The sequence below is a fragment of the Paradesertivirga mongoliensis genome (genome assembly GCF_024436395.1).
GTDB lineage: Bacteria > Bacteroidota > Bacteroidia > Sphingobacteriales > Sphingobacteriaceae > Paradesertivirga > Paradesertivirga mongoliensis.
On record NZ_JAFMZO010000003.1, the window covers coordinates 534,788 to 554,667 of the forward strand.

Sequence of the window (19,880 nt, forward strand, 5' to 3'; positions counted from 1 at the left end):
CTAAAACACTCAGAAAACCAGACACTTGCCGAAATATCTTTTTTTTATTTTTTATTTTAAATGTCGCAACATTTAATGGAGTTATACCGTATTGATACAAAGAGCCTAACAGAAAAACTTTAAACTATTGGCTCGCAATTTGCGGTGTACTAATTACACACACGAAGTTAATCATGGAAAAAATTCTATCAGAAACAGATTCGCGGCATCTGGTCACTAAGCTTACAGATACCGACAGGGAGGAAATCAAACGCGACAAGGTACGCTTTGGTGAATACTTTATTGGCGAAGAAGATCATCGCTGCTTCAGAGTAAACCCGATTAATGTGATTGATGTTGAAGGCAGCTTAAAAAGGGTGAAACTGAATGCTGTTACCTTTATTTAAAGGCTACAACAATTGTAAACTCTGCTCACAAATATTTTGTGATTGCAACCTTATACATCTCCACCGCCTATTTTTACCTCTCAAGCTATTTACTACAAGGCAAAACCATAGCGATTGTGGCAATGCTCTCTTTTGTCACCCATAAGACCCGGGCGAATTTCGAGAGTATTTAAAGCCAAAAAATCTCATATTAATATAAACCCTGCGGCTTGTAGCCCGTATATAATCACTAAATTAAACTAGTAAAACTATTGCACCAGAGTCCGTTAAGGCCGGCTGTGTAATTCAGATAATTTAAGAGATATGAGAAAACTATTTGCTTCTGTGGCGCTGTTATTTGTTTTTGTGTTAAGTTGCTTTGCATCTGATATCACCGGGAGCTGGAAAGGTGTAGTAAAAATCCCTAACCGCGACGACCTGGAGCTTACCTACAGGCTTAAAACCGATGGAGGCAGCCTAACGGGAAGCGTCATTTCACAGTACGGAGAAATCCCCTTACTTGACGGGAAGATCAAAGACGATCAATTCAGCTTTAAAATGGAGATTGGGGAGTATGTGGTAGAGCAAACCGGAACGATGTACCAGGATTCAATTGTTATTAAAAGTAATTTTCGTGGCACAGATCTGCGGGGAACATTTACAAAAATAAAATAAAGCATTTCGAAATGTGAAACGCAGACAGCGTTTGAAACGCTGTCTGCGTTTAATCGTCTATATACCGCATCTTCATCTAATTTCTTATACTTGCAGCTTCATAATCACATCATGGCTGTTCTGTATCCGTTCAAGTTCAAAACTATCTTCAAAGACAAAATCTGGGGAGGTCAAAAGATCAACACGTATTTAGGGAAAGATTTTTCACCATTACCAAATTGCGGGGAAACCTGGGAGATTTCGGGGGTAAAATCAGATGTATCTGTGGTGGAGAACGGTAGCCTTGCCGGCGAAAGTCTGGCTCAGCTTTTAGAAAAGCATCAACACGAACTTGTGGGCAAGAAAATCTATGAAAGATATGGAAAGGAATTTCCGCTGCTCGTAAAGTTTATCGACGCAAACGATGACTTATCGATCCAGGTGCATCCAGACGATGAATTAGCCAAACAACGCCACGACTCTTTCGGGAAAACAGAAATGTGGTATGTTATTCAGGCAGATGCGGGAGCTACTTTAATATCAGGATTTAATCAAACGGTGAATCAGGAAATTTATCTGGAAAAGCTAAATTCCGGATCTATCAATGACATTCTAAACCAGGAAGAGGTTAAAACCGGTGATGTTTTCTTCCTTCCGGCCGGAAGAGTCCATACCATAGGGAAAGGGCTGCTGATTGCAGAAATCCAGCAGACTTCTGATGTGACGTACCGGATTTATGATTTCGACCGCGTAGATGACAAAGGCAATAAACGTGAACTGCATACCGAGGAGGCGTTGGCAGCTTTAGATTATCAGGTTCATCCGGAATACAAGGCTGTTTATGAGAAAAAAAGCAACGAGCCGGTTGAGGTAGTTAAATGCCCCTATTTCACCACTAATATTCTTGATTACAGCCAACCGGTAAGTCGCGATTATTCGTTTGATTCATTTGTAATTCATGTTTGCGTGCAAGGCTCGTACACCTTGCAGTATGGAGATGAGCATTTAAACGTTTCGATGGGAGATTGTGTACTGATCCCGGCGACAATAAAGGATGTAAAGCTCGATACTCAGACAGGCTTTAAGATTTTGGAGAGTTACGTAGAAGAATAGGCCTCCTTCTACGGCTCTTCGCTAATCCGCCAAACTCTGATACACCGCCGCCTTAAACTTATCGTGGATATCACTCCGTAACGGTGACTGCTGAATAAAGATCAAACCGACTATCTTCTCAACCGGGTCAACCCAATAGGTTGTGCCGAAATAACCGCCCCATGCAAAAGTACCTTCCGTTACCCCGAGTTTAGCCATGCCCTGTTCTGATGTGATTTGAAACCCTAATCCGAACTTATCACCGCGTAAGCTGATATCGCCAATCTGGTTCATCGTCATGAGGTCGACCGTGCGACGCGACAATAATTGGTGGCCGTTGTATTTTCCTCTGTTCAGAAGCATTTGCAGAAAGATAGCGTAATCCTGGATCGTGGAGCTTAAGCCCGCTCCTCCTGAGAAGTACGTGCCATTACTAACCGGATAGTCGGAGGTGATGGCTCCTGAACGTACATGCTTAACAAGCTGGTTCTGATCGTTAAAGGTGTAAACAGGAACTAAGCGAGAGCGCTTGGACGCAGGCAGGTAAAAATAAGTATCATTCATTCCCAAAGGCTTAAATATGCGTTCGGAAAAGAACTGATCCAAACTCTTTCCCGACACCACTTCCACCAGATAACCCAATACATCGGTATTCAAACCGTAAGTAAATCTTTCGCCAGGCTGATGCACTAAGGGAGATTTCGCCAGCTTCAGTATTTCGTCCTTCAAAAGCAGTTCTTTACTTCCGAAACCCGGAGAAAGACCATTTTTCGCATATACTGCTTTCATATTAGCAGATCCAATCACCGCATAATCAATTCCGGAAGTATGTGTGAGCAGATCGCGAATAGTTATTTCACGTTTAGCAGGAAGGGTTGTATAACTTGAATCAGTTGCATTAAACTTATCTAAAACAACAGGCTTTGCAAATGCGGGGATATATTTTGAAATCGGATCATCCAATAAAAACCTGCCCTCTTCAAAAAGCATCATTACGGCAATACTGGTAATCGCTTTTGTTTGCGAGGCAATTCTGAAAATATCGCTTGTATGCATAGCCGCTTTAGTTTCGAGATCGCGATAGCCGAAAGCCTTGTTGTAAACAATTTTTCCATCGCGGGCTACAAATCCTATCGCACCGCTAATCAGTTTCTTCTCAATATTTTCTTCGATTACGCGGTCAATCCGCTGCAAGCGCTCTGCGTTAATCTTTGCAGATACCGGGGCCGCAGGTTGCAGGCCATTCTGTGCAAAACTGAATGCGAAAGTGAGCGAAAGAAAGAGAGCGAGTGTTGCGGTTTTTAAGTTCATCATCTTTGATTGATTAGCAATTGCAAAATACTAAAGTTTAGCATCATGCAAAATCATCATATCTGAAACATTTACAGCCTTTTGGAATTTATAGAGTATTAAATTAACTTCTGCTTTGAGCAAATTTGGTAATATTTCTTTAAAAATTCTTCTCGGCCTCGTTGGTTTCATTATCATACTGGTGCTGCTGGTTTTTATTTTAATTGAAGTGCCTGCTGTGCAAAACATGGCCCGAAAAAAGGTAGTTTCTTTTCTTGAAAACAAGATCGGAACCAAAGTAGAAATCAACCGACTGAGCCTGGATTTACCCAAAATGCTGGTATTGGAAGATGTGTACTTCGAGGATAAAATAGGAGACACCCTGCTTGCCGGAGACACCTTAAAGGTGGATATGGCTATGATGAAGCTGCTAAGCAGTGAAGTAATAGTCAACGAAATAGACCTGCGGGGCATTAAATTAAATGTAAGCCGCAGCAAGGATAGTGTCTTCAATTTCGATTATATCCTGAAGGCCTTCGCTACTACACCATCCGCTACGCCGGCCGACACTGCGGCCGCACCAATGAAGATGTCTATTGACAAAATCAACCTCGATCGGATCCACTTAAGGTATAAAGATGCTCCCACAGCCAATGATGTAAACCTTTATCTCTCCCATTTCGACACCCGCATTAAGGAATTTGATCTGGAAAAGATGCGCTTTAATATTCCAAAATTCAAACTCTCGGGAGTTAATGCCGTGGTGATACAGAGCAAGCCTGCCATAAAAAGCGATTCGAAGCAAAAGGATATGATCGAAGCGTCTCAGGCACCCGATTTAGACCTGATCATCGGCGCTGCTGATCTCGACCGTATAAAAGTGAAGTATAGAAATGATGTTTCCGCACTCGATGCCGACGTAAATATTGGCAGACTGAATGTAGAAAGCGATAAACTGGATATGAAAAGACAGCTTATCGATCTAAAAAACGTCAATCTCGACAACTCCATGTTCCGCATCACGCTTGGCAAAAAACCACAGGCAAAGGTTGTAGTAAAAGAAGTAAAAGAAAAAGCAGACGCGGTAACAACCTTTTGGGCATTCAATTCTGATAAGATTAACATTTCCAACAGTCAGTTGAGATATGATGACCAAAGCATGCCTATACTGCGGCGGGGCATTGATTATGGCCATCTCGACTTCAAAAATCTGAGCTTAGATGCCGACGGTTTTAGCTTTGCTCAAGACACCATCGCTGGCAAGATCAATTCCGCCAGCCTGACCGAAAAAAGCGGGCTTCAGCTGCGTCGCCTTACTGCCAATTTCTTTTATGGCAAGAACAAGGCTTATTTTGAAGATTTCTACCTTGAAACCGACAAGACATTAATCCGCAATGATATTAAACTGGCGTACACTTCTATAGAGGATATTAGTAAAAATCCTGGTGATCTAAGAATTGACGCAAACCTGGACGACAGCCGCGTAGGTTTTAGAGATATCTTAATTTTCGCCCCTGCCCTTGCCTCTACAGAACCATTCAGAAGTAATATAAACGAAGTAATAAACATCAACGGAAGTGTGAATGGCCTGGTAAAAAACCTTTCAATTCCCTCGCTGGAACTCTCAGGCTACCGCAACACTAACCTGCTCGCATCCGGAAAGATCACCGGCTTGCCAGACATGAATAATGCCTATTTCGACCTGAACATTCAGCGCTTTAATACCAGGAGTCAGGATATTTATTCGCTTGTTCCGAGAGGTACTATCCCTGATAACATCAGAATTCCGGAATCACTGAGCTTAAAAGGTACATTTAAAGGAAACATGAGCCGCTTCCATACCAATATGAACCTCAATTCGAGCTTTGGAAGTGCTAAGGCGAATGGCATGTTCGCTTTTGGGAAAGTCCCCTCGTATAATGCCAGGATCAACACCTACAACTTCAATGTTGGGCGGATGATTAAACAGGAAGCGACCATTGGCCGGGTAACGATGGCCGCTCATGTAAACGGAAGCGGAATGGATGCCAAAACATTCAGCGGAACGGTAAACGGCAAAGTGATCAGGGCAGATTATAATCGTTACAGTTACCGCAATTTAACTCTTAATGCCAGGGCCAGAAGTGGTGTAATTACCGCAAAGGCTTTTATGAACGATCCCAATATCGACTTCGACTTGAACGCCACTGCAAATTTCAGAAACCGCTATCCTAAGATCGTGGCAACGGCAGATATAGACAGCTTAAACCTGCAGCGGCTTAATTTCTCAAAAGATGATTTCCGCTTCCGCGGGAAGATAGTTGCCGACCTGCAAACTGCTGATATTGATTATTTAAACGGCGATGTTTTAGTAACTAATGCCTTGATGGTTACTCAAGGAAAACGGATTCAGCTTGATTCTGTGAGTGCAGTATCTACAGCCAATGCCGATAGCAATACGCTAAAAATCCGTTCTGAAGTTTTAAATGCTAATGCGGCCGGAAAGTACCGGCTTAGCCAGATTGCACCCGCTATCCAGTCGACTCTTAACCGCTACTACAATCCCAATGGAGCTACGGTAACAACCAGAACAAGCGGACCAGCACAGCATATGCGTTTTGACGCAACACTGGCTGACAACCCGCTGGTGCAACAATTCGTTCCGGAAATAAAAGAAATGTCGACTATTTCCCTGGCGGGAAATTTCAATAATCAGACCGGAGCGCTTAATGTAAGGGGGACAGCTCCGAAACTTGTTTATGGCGCTTACGACCTGAACAATCTAAGCTTTAATATCAGTCCGAATGCTGCCGGAAACGCATTAAACTATAACATTGCTTTAAACAAGTTTGCCACATCGCAGCTTCAGATCCTGAATACTACCGTTACCGGAAACATTCAAAACAATACCATCTCTACAGATCTACAGGTAAGAGATGCTGCAAACCGGCAGCGTTATCGGATAGCCGGAAATATGATGGCGATGGCAGCAAACTTCGAGTTTTCGGTGTTGCCTGATGGACTGGTTCTCAATTACGATCCATGGACGGTGAGCCAGGGTAATGCGATTCAGTTTGGCCGGAGCGGAGTGATGGCACGAAACTTTGTATTGAGTCGCGCCGGCCAGCAGATAAGTATTAACTCCCAGCCCATGGGACTCAATAACCCGATGTCTGTTAATTTCACCAACTTTAAAATCGAGACCATTACAGAGATTGCCCGTAAAGACTCCCTCTTAGCAGGTGGAACCATCAATGGAAATGCGGTGATCCGAAATTTTGCTACTTCCCCTATTTTCACCTCCGACCTCAACATCAGCGATTTCAGTTTCCGCGGAGATACCGTGGGGAATATTGCATTAAAAGTGAATAACGAACGTGCAAACACCCTTGCTGCAAATGTAGGGATCACCGGCAGAGGCAATCAGGTGGATATGAACGGCTTTTATTATATCAACAACAGCAGTTTTGATATGACGATGGACATCACCCGGCTTAATCTGGAAAGTATCCAGGGTTTTACCATGGGAAATCTGAAAGACGCTACCGGTAATTTAAGCGGCCGTTTGGCGATAACCGGCACCACCGCAGCTCCAAAAATAAACGGCGATGTGAATTTCAATGATGCGGCGTTCAGGATCGGGATGTTTAATTCGCTGTATCGTGTAGACGACGAGCGGATCAGGTTTAACGACCAGGGCATCAACTTTAACAACTTTACCCTGCTTGATTCTGCCGGCAACACCGCTAACGTGGATGGCATGGTGTATACACAAAACTTTCTTGATTACCGGTTTAATCTCGATGTTGATACCGAAAACTTCCAGGTGCTAAACTCCACGGCAAAAGACAACGAGCTTTATTACGGAAAACTATTTGTCGACAGCCGGATTCGCATCCGCGGAAGCGTGGAAAACCCGGAGGTAGATTCGGACATCAAAGTGCTTGAAAACACCAATCTTACTGTGGTACTTCCGCAAACTAATCCCGGCATTGTAGAACGCGAAGGAATTGTAGAATTCGTGGACATGGACGACCCTCAGGTTTCGACAGTATTTACCACCGGCCTCGACTCATTAAATACAGCTCCCCTTACCGGGATGAATGTAACCTCGAATATTGAAGTATCCAAAGAGGCAGAATTTAACCTGATTGTTGACCAGGGAAACGGAGATTTTATAAAGCTTAAAGGCCAAGCTCAGCTTAACGGGGGGATAGACCCCAGCGGTAAGGTGAGCCTTACCGGCAATTATATTCTGGAAGAAGGGGCATACGAGCTTTCATTCAATTTCATCAGGAGAAGATTTGAAATACAACAAGGCAGCAGCATTACCTGGAACGGCGAGCCAACCAGCGGAATAATGGATGTTACCGCCGTGTACGTTGCCGAGACTGCGCCAATTGACTTAGTGCAGCAGCAGCTGGCAGGCGCTACCCAAGCCGAATTAAACACCTATAAACAACGTTTACCGTTCGAGCTCCAACTGTCGTTAAAAGGCGAGCTGTTAAAACCGCAGATCTCATTCGACATTGAACTCCCCGAAGGAAATTACCTGGTGGGAAGCGACGTGATATCGACCGTCAACACCCGCCTGGAGCAGGTGCGGGCCGAGCCGGCCGAACTAAATAAACAGGCATTCGCTTTGGTTCTGCTTAACCGCTTTGTATCAGAAAACCCCTTCGACAGCAGCGCCGGAGGCACAAGCGTAGAATCGCTGGCACGGCAAAGTGTGAGCAAGCTTTTAACAGAACAGCTAAATAATCTTGCCGGAGATCTACTTGGAGGAATTAACCTCAGCTTCAACCTCGAATCTACAGACGACTACACAACAGGCGAACTCAAAAACCGAACGGACTTAAACGTTGCCGCATCCAAGCAATTGCTAAACGACCGGCTGAAGGTTTCGATAGGCAGCAATTTTGAGCTCGAAGGGCCGCAGCGTACCGGCAGGCAAACCAATAACATTGCCGGAGATATCGCGGTAGATTACCAATTAAGCAAAGATGGCCGCTACCTGTTGCGTGCGTACCGTAAAGATCAGTACCTGGTAGCTGTAGAGGGCCAGGTGATCGAAACCGGCTTAAGTTTTATATTGAATATGGATTATAACCGATTCCGTGAGATTTTCCAACGCCGCAGCGCCGAAGAGCGAAGATTAAAAGAGGCACAAAAGACGGCAGCGAAAGAAGTTAAAAATGAAGAGAAATTATAGCACACTTTTATTAATTCTTACATCACTTATTCTAAGTTCCTGCAGTGCGGTAAAAACTGTTCCGGAAGGAGATTACTTGTATTTGGGCGGCCGGGTTAATATTGAAGATACGAACAACAGCCGCAGACGTGAAACGAAAGCTTTAACCGAAGAGCTTGAAGGCATTTTACGGCCCAAACCCAACTCCCGCTTTCTCGGCATCCCATTTAAATTATGGATCTATAACTTCTGGGGAAACCCTAAAAAAGAAGGCGGACTGATGAATAAAATCAGGGATCGTTTTGGCGAACCTCCCGTTTTATTCAGTCAGGTTAAGGTAGATTACAATCAAACGCTTGTTCAAAACAGGCTCGAAAACCGGGGGTATTTCCGTTCGTCGGTATCTTCAGACACCACGCTTCGCCGAAAGAGAGCGAGATTGACTTTCAACGCCACTACCGGTCCGCAGTATATGATTAATACGGTAACTTTTACTACCGACAGTTCTGATCTGGGAAAAGCCGTGAATGCCACATCGCCCAGAAGCTTCCTGAAAGTTGGCGAAGCTTACGACCTTGATGTCATCCGTCGCGAACGCGAGCGAATTGATACCCGCTTAAAAGAAAACGGCTTTTATTACTTCAGTCCCGATTATCTAATTGTTCAGGTAGACAGCACCAATAACCAGCACAAGGTAGATTTGATTGTTAACGTAAAACGCGAAACTCCTTACAAAGCGCAACAGATTTATAACATCGACAACATCTATATCTATTCTAATTATGATGTTGCCGAAGATTCGACAAGTATTGAAGAAGGCGACAAACACCGCGACTTTTATGTGATCGACAGTGCAGATACGTTTAACCCGCGGGTGTTCGAGCGGACGATGTTCTTTCAGCAGGGAGATGTGTATAACCGGACGGATCATAACATGTCGTTAAACCGTCTGATGAGCTTAGGAACCTTTAAGTTTGTGAAGAATCAGTTTGTGGAAACCCCTGCCGGGGGAGATAATAAACTGGATACCTATTATTACTTAACGCCTTATACCAAAAAATCGCTGCGGGCCGAATTTACCGGCAGAACCACTTCGGCAAACTTCTCGGGAACCGAGGTGACCCTGAGCTGGCGAAACCGCAACGCCTTCAGGGGCGCAGAACTGCTCACCCTGAGCGCCTATGGCGGTACAGATGTTCAGGTATCGGGAATCAACAAAGGCAATAACTTATATCGTTTGGGGGCCGAAGCAAATTTGAATATCCCGAGGTTTATATCCCCTATTAAGTTAAAATCGAACAGCGCTTTTATCCCGCGCACGCGGATATTACTGGGCGCAGATTTGTTAAACAGATTTGAGAATTATTCCATCGCATCGTTCCGCACATCGTTTGGATACATCTGGAAAGAGGATGTAAAGCGCGAGCATCAATTAAATTTATTATCTGTTAATTATGTACGGCAGTTGAGCGTTACCGCAGCATATGATTCGGCGATGCGTGATAACCCCAACCTGCGAAAAGCTATCGAAGAACAGTTTATTGTGGGCCCAAATTACAACTTTCTGTATACCAATACCACCGAAACAAGAAAAACTAATACTTTTTACTATAACGGAAATATAGACCTATCGGGAACACTGCTTGGATTAGTGGGTGGAGGAAAGGCAAAAGAAGGTAATTACAAAGAGATTTTCGGCACCCGGTTTTCACAATATATCCGTCTGGAGAACGATTTCAGACATTACTACAATCTTGGCTTCGGATCGCAGATTGCGAGTCGATTAATTTTAGGTCTGGGTCTCCCTTATGGCAATTCGGCCTCCCTCCCGTTTATAAAGCAGTTCTTTATTGGGGGGACCAACAGCTTAAGAGGGTTCAGAGCGCGGTCTATAGGTCCGGGTTCTTACGACCCCGATGAGGAAGTTGGCACCACGGCAATAGCTGCCGACAGAACCGGCGACCTGAAGCTGGAGATCAATACAGAATATCGTCCGAAGATTAACCAGATGTTACGGGGAGCCTTCTTTGTTGATGCCGGAAATATCTGGCTGGTAAATGATGACCCGGAATACTCGCGTCCGGGTGCGAAATTCAGCAAAGACTTTTTGAAAGAACTGGCGGTAGATGCCGGTATAGGCCTGCGCTTTGACCTTAACTTTTTTGTGCTGCGAACTGACCTGGCCATGCCGTTGCGTAAACCCTGGCTGCCTGAAGGTGAACGATGGGTGATGAAGGATATAAAATTTACTGATCCGGAATGGAGAAGGGAAAATTTAGTGTTTAACCTGGCGATTGGGTATCCGTTTTAAGGACGTCAAATTACATCGTCTTTCTGCCCAATTACATTGTCTTTCTGCTCGATTACATCGCCTTTCCAACCAATTACATCGTCTTTCTGCCCGATTACACTGCCTTTTTGCCCAATTACATTGCCTTTCCCACCAATTACATCGTCTTTCTGCCCGATTACACTGCCTTTTTGCCCGATTTCACTGCCTTTCCAACCAAATACTGTCGCAGTCGAGTAATTTTTAAAAAAACTATTTTCTTTTTTGAATTTTATTTAGTTTTAGTTTACAATTCACCTATTAATCAACCATTTAAACCCTAAATCTATGAATCAACGTCAAGAAAACAGTTTGACCATGTTTAAAGCAGTGACTGCTTTATTTCAAAATTTGCCGGCCGCCTGGAACGGCTGCGAACCGGTTGCCGACAGTTTTACCAGCTTCGAAACGCTGGTAAGCCAGATTGAGAAGACAGCGTTAAGACAACAAGAAAGCAAGACTAAAGGATACACGGCAGAAAGAAACCAGTATCAGCTAGCGCTGGCGGAAAAAGCTTATTCACTCGTTCTGAAACTTCGTGCTTTTGCCAAGCGAACGAACAATGAAGTATTAAGGAAGGCAATTGATGTAAGCTTAAGTTCTCTTCAGAATATGCCTGAACAGAAAGTTATCGGCCAGTGCCAGATCATCCACGAAAAGGGCAAAAAACATCAGGTTGATGCTGCTGCTTACAAAATTACGGATGAAGCATTAGCAGAACTTCAAAGTGCAATTGACGGATTTAAACCTTTAGGCAGCTTCCGCGATACTGTTGGCGACCAGCTTTCGGTTGCTACAGACGGCCTGGACAGTTTGTTTGGCCAGGCCCGGGAAACGCTGGATATTTTAGACGATGAAGTGGAAGCCCTGATTGAGGATGCAGATTTTATTTCTGCCTACACCGAAGCGCGTAAAATTACAGACAGAAAGGCCAGAATTTCTGGCAAGGAAGAGAATCCTGCTGTGTAACAGCTTTTTCGATGCTAAAAGCCTGACTGAACAGTCGGGCTTTTGGTTTATTATCAGAGAGATTAACCTTCTAAATCTACCATCAGATGAAATGGAAAGCAGAGCTTATCGAACATAGAAATGTAAAACGAATAGGCATTTGGTTTGAGAAGAACCCTGAATTAATACAGAAAATAAAAAAATTTAACGATGCCAAATGGAGCAGCACATTAGGCGTTTGGCATTTGCCAGACAATGCAGAAAACAGGTTAAAATTTAAGATTGATGCGATACCTGAAAAGGTGCTGGTTGCTGATAAATTGAAGCACCTTAATGACTTTACCACATACCTACGTACCAAACGATATAGCGAAAGCACTATCAAAACCTATACAGAAGCGTTGAAATCATTTTTTATATTTTATAATCATAAATCTGTGGATAGTATTAACAACGAGGATGTAGTTTGTTACTATGAGCATCATATTATAAAGAATAATCTGTCTTCATCGTATCAAAATCAGATAGTTAACGCTATCAAATTATATTTCAAAACCTTACAAAATCCGGCGCTCGACATTAACAGAGTTTACCGACCAAAGAGAGAAAAAGTACTTCCCAATGTATTGAGCAAGACTGAAATAAAACAAATCCTCTCAGCTCATCGCAACATCAAACACAATACCATGCTCAGCTTAATTTATAGCTGTGGACTAAGGCGCAGCGAGCTATTAAATTTAAAGCCGGGTGATATCGATTCAAAAAGGGGTCTTATCCTTATCAGACAGGCAAAAGGTAAAAAAGACAGAATGGTACCTTTGTCGTCAAAGATTCTGGGGATGTTGCGAGAGTATTACCGATTATATAAGCCCGCGACCTGGTTATTTGAAGGACAGCAAACAGGCAGGCCATATGATGAGCGGAGTTTAGCCAGCGTATTAAAGCAAGCACTTAAAAAAGCAGGAATAAAAAAAGATGTAAGCCTGCATTGGTTAAGGCATAGTTACGCCACTCATCTGTTAGAAAACGGCACCGATCTAAGATACATCCAGGAGATATTGGGCCATAACAGCAGTAAAACAACCGAAATATACACCCATGTAAGTGCTAAAAGCTTGCAAAGCATAAAAAGTCCTTTTGATGATTTATAATATTATATTCGAAGAAAATAACGCTATAAAAAGTTCCGTTAGCCACCCGGATTTGGGTGTATTATGGTAAGTTTGTTGCGTATATATACTAGTTACCTGTAATTAAATAAACCATGACACGTAGTCTCTTCGAACTCGATTATCTGCTTCTTAACTAGTTGTTCTTCAACTAGTGGGAATTCGACGAATATTTCCTCACTTGACAGCATCAAGAGGTATATAGAAGGAACTTGGCTTCAAAATGATGAACATACGACCAGTGAGTTTAAATTTATCAAAGACTATCGCGGTTTCAGAACTAATGGAAAAAAGCAAGACAAGGAGACCATAATTATTGAATCTAATCCAGACGGCTTTCAGTTGGTTAAAGAAAATGACACCATCAGAATTAAATTAATATCAATGGGCGGCAGGACAAGTTCCACAATCAAACACCTATCGAAAGAAAGGCTAATAATCGACCAGACGGAGTATCATAAAATTAACTACAGGTAACAGCGTGTTTAAATTATGCCCGGGTGACGTAGTTCTCGAAGTTTTCTGCTTTTTAACTACATTAGTGCAGCTCGACCGTGAGGTGCTTTTAAGCGGGCACAATATAAACACTAATCGTTATAGCCAATTTTAAAAAACCCTACATTGAGCATACAAAAACGACTGCTTTACTATTTACTGCTAGCTCTACTGACTGTAGTGGTTCCATATATTGTTACGATGGTTTGCATCATCATCACTATGGACAGAATAGATGGAATGAAAATGGGAGTAATTCCAGGACTTATCGCTGTTCATATCATCTTCGGACTAGCTTTCATCAAAAGCAAGTGGCTTTATAAGACCGTATCAATAATAATTTTAGCGACAATGGTTTACGGGTTTGTATGGTTATCTATGAGTAATAGATTAATTCAAACAGGTTTTGGGAATTATGGCTACTGGGACTTGGCTCTTACCAACTTTTTAGTAGGACTAATTGCCTGGGAAGTATTCTACCAATTTGACCATCGACTAAAGAAAAACTGGCTATAACATGGCCTCTTGCAAAAATGGCGGTGACGTAGTTTATGAACTTTTTCTACATTTAACTAAGTTTTGTGCCGGGGGGACAATGAAGTGATTTCTATCCGCCATCTTCGCAAAGCCCTAACCGTTACCTGTAATTAAATAAACCATGACACGTAGTCTCTTCGAACTCGATTATCTGCTTCTTAACTAGTTGTTCTTCAACTAGTGGGAATTCGACGAATATTTCCTCACTTGACAGCATCAAGAGGTATATAGAAGGAACTTGGCTTCAAAATGATGAACATACGACCAGTGAGTTTAAATTTATCAAAGACTATCGCGGTTTCAGAACTAATGGAAAAAAGCAAGACAAGGAGACCATAATTATTGAATCTAATCCAGACGGCTTTCAGTTGGTTAAAGAAAATGACACCATCAGAATTAAATTAATATCAATGGGCGGCAGGACAAGTTCCACAATCAAACACCTATCGAAAGAAAGGCTAATAATCGACCAGACGGAGTATCATAAAATTAACTACAGGTAACAGCGTGTTTAAATTATGCCCGGGTGACGTAGTTCTCGAAGTTTTCTGCTTTTTAACTACATTAGTGCAGCTCGACCGTGAGGTGCTTTTAAGCGGGCACAATATAAACACTAATCGTTATAAGCCATTTTATGAACCTGCATATTTATCAAAAAGGTAGGAATTATAATATATTTCAAGACTCGCAGGATAACTTGGTTTTCACTGGAAAATGGTTTTGGACATGGAATAAAGGGAATCAGCTCGAGATACGAGACCTTGAGGGACAACTATTACTAACTGTAGTCGCTGGGAGCTCTTGGGCATGGGTCTGGAATGCTAAGTATTTCCTGACGACAATTTATGACCACCAGAAATATGAAATTAAGTGTGTCAAATGGCCTAAGCGACATTATCAAATGACTGGAAACAACTTATCCTTTGACTATTACCGGCATCAAGGTTATTTGAAGTCTATTTTCGTCAACAACGTACAAGTCGCGAAAGTTAACAGGGCTAATTTCAATTTTTTTAAGAAAGACACCATTATTATTCGCTGCGACAGCGACCAAAACCCATTACTGATTTGCGGACTAGCCCTCACTTTTGAAATGGGTTCTGAGAGTGATGGTTCAGAACATTACATCAACGACCCTAATAAGAAACATTATGACGACAACTGGCGCCCAAAATAAAAACGGCTTATAACACAGCCTTTGCAAAAATGGCGGGTGAGGTTAATCTCCAACTTTTTCTACATTTAACAAAGTTTTGTGCAGGGCGAAGAGTAGTGCTTTTTATCCGCCATCTTCGCAAAGCCTTAAACGTTAGTGGCAAGCTTAATGAACCCACCAATCGACACGACATATCGCACAGAAAGACTTCTCGAATGGGAGGTTCAAAGTTTATCAGGTAAATACGGCAACTTCTCGTTCTATAAAAAAACCACTTGGTTTTTGTTTGGAGTTATTGTTTTAGTGATTTTCATTACAGCGTTTATTATGCCCTTTTTCCCTCCTCGCTATGGTTGGGGCAACTGGTTGGCTCCTAGGACCATTGATGAATACCAGTCAAGAGTTTCAAGCTTTTTGATAATTGCGCCCTTAATTCTTTTGATAGGCTTCGCTTTCTTAAGTATCAGAAACACCATTGACCTGAAATCAGGTATTAAAAGGACAGCTAATTTCAAAGTAACAGACGTTATTGATTTAGGAGTTTTTAAAATATTGATTTTAAACGGCTGGCGACTATATAGCCTGAAATATAGGGACAACCAGTTTCACACAGTTACTCCAGGACAAATCATGAATATCAAGCGGACCGGGACTTGCCGATTAATAAGCTACTATATTCGGGACGAAAAAGCTTTTATTCAGGAACAGAATATAAAGAAAGCCAGCCACTAACATGCGTTTTGCAAAAATGGCGGGTGACGTTATTCTCGAACTTTTTCTACATTTAACTAAGTTTTGTGCCGGGCGACATTTTTGTGCTTTCTATCCGCCATCTTCGCAAAGCGCCACTCGTTACCTGCAACCCTAAAATGACACCGCAACCACCTGGACATACAGCATTAAGGTTTCGACTTTGGATACTTATTATTGCTGTTATAAATGTTCTTAGCCTCTTTTCCGTTACTATCACAACTTTTTCTTGGGGAACGGGCAACACGACAATCATTTTTTTATTTTTGTATCCAGCTCTAATCGTTTCGACAATATTGATACTCGCTAAACGACACGTTGGCTACATGCTCACGTTGGGGATATCATTAGCTTATGCCGTCTTACTTGCACGACATGTAGGGCAATATTTCGTTTTTGATTTTCAGAATTCGGTTTTGCTCTTGGTGCTAGTTCTTCCCTTTATGATGACAATAGCACTAATTCCGCTAACAACAGCTTTCCTATTTATCAGACAAAAAAGGGGAAACGCAATAATTGCCTTTTCAATAATAATTGCACTTTCCATCCCATTATTTTCCTTGGCAGAACGAGCAAACATGAACTATCAGAGTAGCGTTTTTGCCGAATTCACGATTGACAATAAAGGCACGGTTAATATTACTTGCAAGCCGCAGCCATCCGACACAAGAATATTTTATTTGACTTCGAAATCAAAGGAGTTAGCTGATGTTGCTAAAGCGAAGGGAACATTTCTAATTGACCATTATTACGTCGCTAACACTATAGTGGAGAAGAATTATCGATTCAGAAAACTTCACTCATTGACAATTAAGAAACTGGAGGACAAAGGACTTCGTTTGCCTTTGACATGGAAAGCAGAACAAATAAAAGGTGACATCTCTTTCCTTGAACCGTAGTAGAAAGAAGGGCTGCAGGTAACACAGGGTTTAAATTATGCCCGGGCGACGTGAATCTCGTTCCTTTTCTTCTTTTTAACTACTTTAGTGCTGGGTGACAGGTGACTGCGTTGTAATCAGGCACAACATAAACCCTTAAACGTTAGCGGGCATTGTAAAAAACCGACAGAGCGCATAATCCAACCAAATGACTAAGCATGAACGAATTGAAATTCCTTTAAGTAAGACGAAGTTGTCTTTGCTGTTATTAGGCTCAATCGCTTTTGTGGTTGGAGGAATTTGGATGGTAGGTAATCCAAACGGATTTGCAACTTCATACCGACCTACTAATCCAATATTTGTATTTGGAGTGGGCTTAGTTTCGATTGTTTTTTTCGGAGGTTGTTTAGTTAATATTGCCAAAAAGCTTTTAGATAGTGCTCCAGGACTTGTTATAGACGAAAAAGGCATTTACGACAATTCCGGTGCGATTTCAACCGGACTTATATTATGGGACGATATTCGGGAATTAAGAACTGCAAATGTTTTTAGGCAAAAATTTATAATAGTGGTTGTAAACAATCCTGAACAGTATATAAAGGCACAAAACCGAGCCTTAAACAAAACGGGATTAAGACGAAATTATAAAAGATGTGGTTCTCCCATCAGTATTTCTGGAAATGGACTTAAGATTAACTTTGAGGAGCTGTATCGACTTCTGGAAAGCGAGCTAAAAGACAGAAGAAGACAAAAAACAACGACCCGCTAACACAGCCTTTGCAAAAATGGCGGGCGACGCTATTCTCGAAATTTTCTACATTTAACTAAGTTTTGTGCTTGGCGACAGTGGGTGCTTTCTATCCGCCAGCTTCGCAAAGCCCTAAACGTTGTAGGCAAGTTTAAAAAACCCGACAAGTCGCCACCAGACATTCGCCTAAAAGGATTGACTATGATGAATATATTGCGACAATGCGTTTTTGGTGTGAATACCATCAAGACCAGAAGAAAACTGAAGAATTATACGACTAAAATTTAAATATGAAAAAACTTGCCTTTTACCTCCTTTTAATAACATCTACTTCTTTTGGACAAGACGTCTTTAAAGTAATAGAGAACAAGGACTATGTAAAATTTGAGAGCTTGTTAAAGGACGGAATTCCGACGGAACAATTCAACGAAAACGGTTTAACACCCTTGTGGCTTGGAGTGTTTAAGAATGACACAACTATTGTTAATCTATTATTCAAGCATAAAGCAGACGCTAATTTACTTTCAAAAAATGGAATGCCCCCAATTATGGTGGGGTGTATTTCCAACTCTTTTGAATGTGTTCAGATTTTGATAAAAAATGGAGCCGATGTTAACTGGAAATCTTCAGCGTCACGAAATCAACAACCAATTAGATTTGCTTCTAAAGGTGGTTCATTAAATTTGGTTAAACTTCTACTTGCGCATGGTGCAGACATGGAGTCATCTCCCGATGACAAAGCAACACCCCTACTGGCCGCGCTCCATGCTAAGAAATTTGATATTGCCGACTTCTATTTTAAGAACAATGCGAATGTTGGAGTAGTCGGACGTGACGGAGAGACCGTAATTCATGAGGCAATTAAGACTGGATCTATAGAAATGGTTCGACTTGCTATTAAATATAAAGCTCCTTTAGACATTAAAGATGAAAACGGAAAAACAACATTGGAACTTGCAAAACAAAGCGGAAACACCGAAATAAAAGACCTGATAAAAAGTGCCCTCGAAACAAAGTAAACATGACGGATCGCATCAGAACAAACCAGCCTACAACATAGGCTTTGCAAAAATGGCGGGCGACCTTGTTCTCGAAATTTTTCTACATTTAACTAAGTTTTGTGCCGGGTGACAATGAAGTGCTTTCAATCCGCCATCTTCGCAAAGCCCTAACCGTTATAAGCAACCAAATGAGACACTGCCTAATCGTAACAACACTTCTTTATAGCTTCTTCCTCGCTTCAGGACAAGAAGTTCAGCGAAAAAAAGATGAGACACTAGAACGATTTGTTGAGAGATTTAAGCCGGAGCATTCCACAGTTACTCATAAGGTAATTCAAACTAATTGGGACTTAAAACCTGTTATCTTAGCGTTCTACGACCAAGCTTATAAACTTCGCCCCAATAGCCCTGACGAACAAGAAGACCACCGGATACTAGCGGTACTATTCGTCAAGAGTAAAACGAATCACTATCAGAAAATTTTCATTGACACAATTCCTACTGAAGGTGGTGCCCCGACAATTGAATCATTTTTTTTCGCTAACGCAGACAAAGACTTAAAAAAAGAACTAGTCATTATAGCTTCATGGAATGTTCAGCATTATGACGTAAGCGGAACCCTTTATCAAACCTTCGTTTATGATAACATGTCGAATCTGAAGGACAATAAGCTCAGATTTTTAAAATATATAAGTAACAAGCTTTCTGGTGGCTGCGAATGTGATTGGCAAGACGAGCGGAGTAGAAAAGCCAAATTTACAACAGCTGCATCTATTAAAGACGAATTGAAACGACTAGGGTATAAATATTAAAAATTGGCTGCTTATAACACAGCCTTTAGGCGTAAATTTAAAAGATGACCGATACCTTTAAAATCATTCTCTTTTCAATCTCTTTCCTTTTTACATGGTCCGAAGCAATGGCTCAAGACTTGCAAGAAAAAATGTTCGAATTTAAGTCGGTAGAGGATACTAGTTACGTAAAAGCAGAGCTATTTCTTTTAGAACAGAACCAGTTCTGTATAATCAGGTACACGAAAAAAGCGAATAAAGTAACCGGAGGAACTTATAAACTAGCTAATGACTCTCTTTACTTAATTTGTACCTAAACTTGTGACTTTGGGCGTGCATGGAAGATTCCGTTTTTATCTTCGGGAAAGAAGGCTTGACTTACCCATCGTTGGCTTCCAAGTCGCAATGAATAATCCAGAACAATTTAATGGAAAGTTATACCAGGAAACATTACCACTTGCAATTCGGACTGTTGACCGTTCCGAGGAGCAAGACCGAATAACTAGT

Annotated in this window: 16 protein-coding genes; 15 read left to right on the forward strand and 1 reads right to left on the reverse strand. The window is 41.8% G+C overall.

The window, feature by feature from the left end; genetic code table 11:
* The first annotated feature begins 173 nt into the window (after positions 1-173).
* The 3 genes from J3P43_RS13565 (at position 174) to J3P43_RS13575 (ending at position 2,132) form a co-directional block, all read left to right on the forward strand.
* Entirely contained in the window at positions 174-386 is a 213-nt protein-coding gene (locus J3P43_RS13565; protein ID WP_255903281.1) for a hypothetical protein, read from the forward strand.
* A 303-nt stretch (positions 387-689) separates the two neighbouring features.
* Positions 690-1,040 (forward strand): hypothetical protein, encoded by a 351-nt coding sequence (locus J3P43_RS13570; RefSeq protein WP_255903283.1) that lies wholly within the window; start codon positions 690-692, stop codon positions 1,038-1,040.
* A gap of 111 nt (positions 1,041-1,151) precedes the next feature.
* A complete protein-coding gene (locus tag J3P43_RS13575) occupies positions 1,152-2,132 on the forward strand; it encodes a type I phosphomannose isomerase catalytic subunit (protein ID WP_255903285.1) in 981 nt (326 codons plus the stop codon).
* Positions 2,133-2,153: 21 nt separating this feature from the next.
* Here J3P43_RS13575 and J3P43_RS13580 read toward each other — a convergent pair whose 3' ends face one another.
* Positions 2,154-3,425, reverse strand: a complete 1,272-nt coding sequence (locus tag J3P43_RS13580) for a serine hydrolase domain-containing protein (protein WP_255903287.1) — start codon at positions 3,423-3,425, stop codon at positions 2,154-2,156.
* A 112-nt stretch (positions 3,426-3,537) separates the two neighbouring features.
* Here J3P43_RS13580 and J3P43_RS13585 point away from each other — a divergent pair, with 112 nt between their 5' ends.
* From J3P43_RS13585 to J3P43_RS13640, 12 genes are all read left to right on the forward strand, one after another.
* Complete coding sequence (locus tag J3P43_RS13585; protein ID WP_255903289.1) at positions 3,538-8,592, forward strand: translocation/assembly module TamB domain-containing protein; 5,055 nt, start codon at positions 3,538-3,540, stop codon at positions 8,590-8,592.
* Complete coding sequence (gene tamL, locus J3P43_RS13590; protein WP_255903291.1) at positions 8,576-10,882, forward strand: translocation and assembly module lipoprotein TamL; 2,307 nt, start codon at positions 8,576-8,578, stop codon at positions 10,880-10,882. The genes J3P43_RS13585 and tamL overlap by 17 nt, the downstream gene beginning before the upstream one ends.
* Before the next feature lie 306 nt (positions 10,883-11,188).
* Positions 11,189-11,869: a hypothetical protein gene (locus J3P43_RS13595; RefSeq protein WP_255903293.1), complete on the forward strand. Its 681-nt coding sequence runs from the start codon at positions 11,189-11,191 to the stop codon at positions 11,867-11,869.
* An 86-nt stretch (positions 11,870-11,955) separates the two neighbouring features.
* The gene (xerA, locus tag J3P43_RS13600; protein ID WP_255903295.1) at positions 11,956-12,999 is read left to right on the forward strand and encodes a site-specific tyrosine recombinase/integron integrase; all 1,044 of its coding nucleotides are present in this window, start codon (positions 11,956-11,958) and stop codon (positions 12,997-12,999) included.
* 735 nt (positions 13,000-13,734) lie between these two features.
* Positions 13,735-14,028: a hypothetical protein gene (locus J3P43_RS13605; protein WP_255903297.1), complete on the forward strand. Its 294-nt coding sequence runs from the start codon at positions 13,735-13,737 to the stop codon at positions 14,026-14,028.
* 655 nt (positions 14,029-14,683) lie between these two features.
* A complete protein-coding gene (locus J3P43_RS13610; protein ID WP_255903299.1) occupies positions 14,684-15,226 on the forward strand; it encodes an LURP-one-related family protein in 543 nt (180 codons plus the stop codon).
* 147 nt (positions 15,227-15,373) lie between these two features.
* Positions 15,374-15,937 carry a hypothetical protein gene (locus tag J3P43_RS13615; protein ID WP_255903301.1) on the forward strand — a complete coding sequence of 188 codons (564 nt, stop codon included), beginning with the start codon at positions 15,374-15,376 and terminating at the stop codon, positions 15,935-15,937.
* Between the two features lie 65 nt (positions 15,938-16,002).
* Positions 16,003-16,854 carry a hypothetical protein gene (locus J3P43_RS13620; protein ID WP_255903303.1) on the forward strand — a complete coding sequence of 284 codons (852 nt, stop codon included), beginning with the start codon at positions 16,003-16,005 and terminating at the stop codon, positions 16,852-16,854.
* Positions 16,855-17,041: 187 nt separating this feature from the next.
* Entirely contained in the window at positions 17,042-17,602 is a 561-nt protein-coding gene (locus J3P43_RS13625) for an STM3941 family protein (protein WP_255903305.1), read from the forward strand.
* A 269-nt stretch (positions 17,603-17,871) separates the two neighbouring features.
* Positions 17,872-18,600 carry an ankyrin repeat domain-containing protein gene (locus J3P43_RS13630; protein ID WP_255903307.1) on the forward strand — a complete coding sequence of 243 codons (729 nt, stop codon included), beginning with the start codon at positions 17,872-17,874 and terminating at the stop codon, positions 18,598-18,600.
* A 170-nt stretch (positions 18,601-18,770) separates the two neighbouring features.
* The gene (locus J3P43_RS13635; protein ID WP_255903309.1) at positions 18,771-19,394 is read left to right on the forward strand and encodes a hypothetical protein; all 624 of its coding nucleotides are present in this window, start codon (positions 18,771-18,773) and stop codon (positions 19,392-19,394) included.
* A gap of 44 nt (positions 19,395-19,438) precedes the next feature.
* The gene (locus J3P43_RS13640) at positions 19,439-19,690 is read left to right on the forward strand and encodes a hypothetical protein (protein WP_255903311.1); all 252 of its coding nucleotides are present in this window, start codon (positions 19,439-19,441) and stop codon (positions 19,688-19,690) included.
* Positions 19,691-19,880 lie beyond the last annotated feature (190 nt).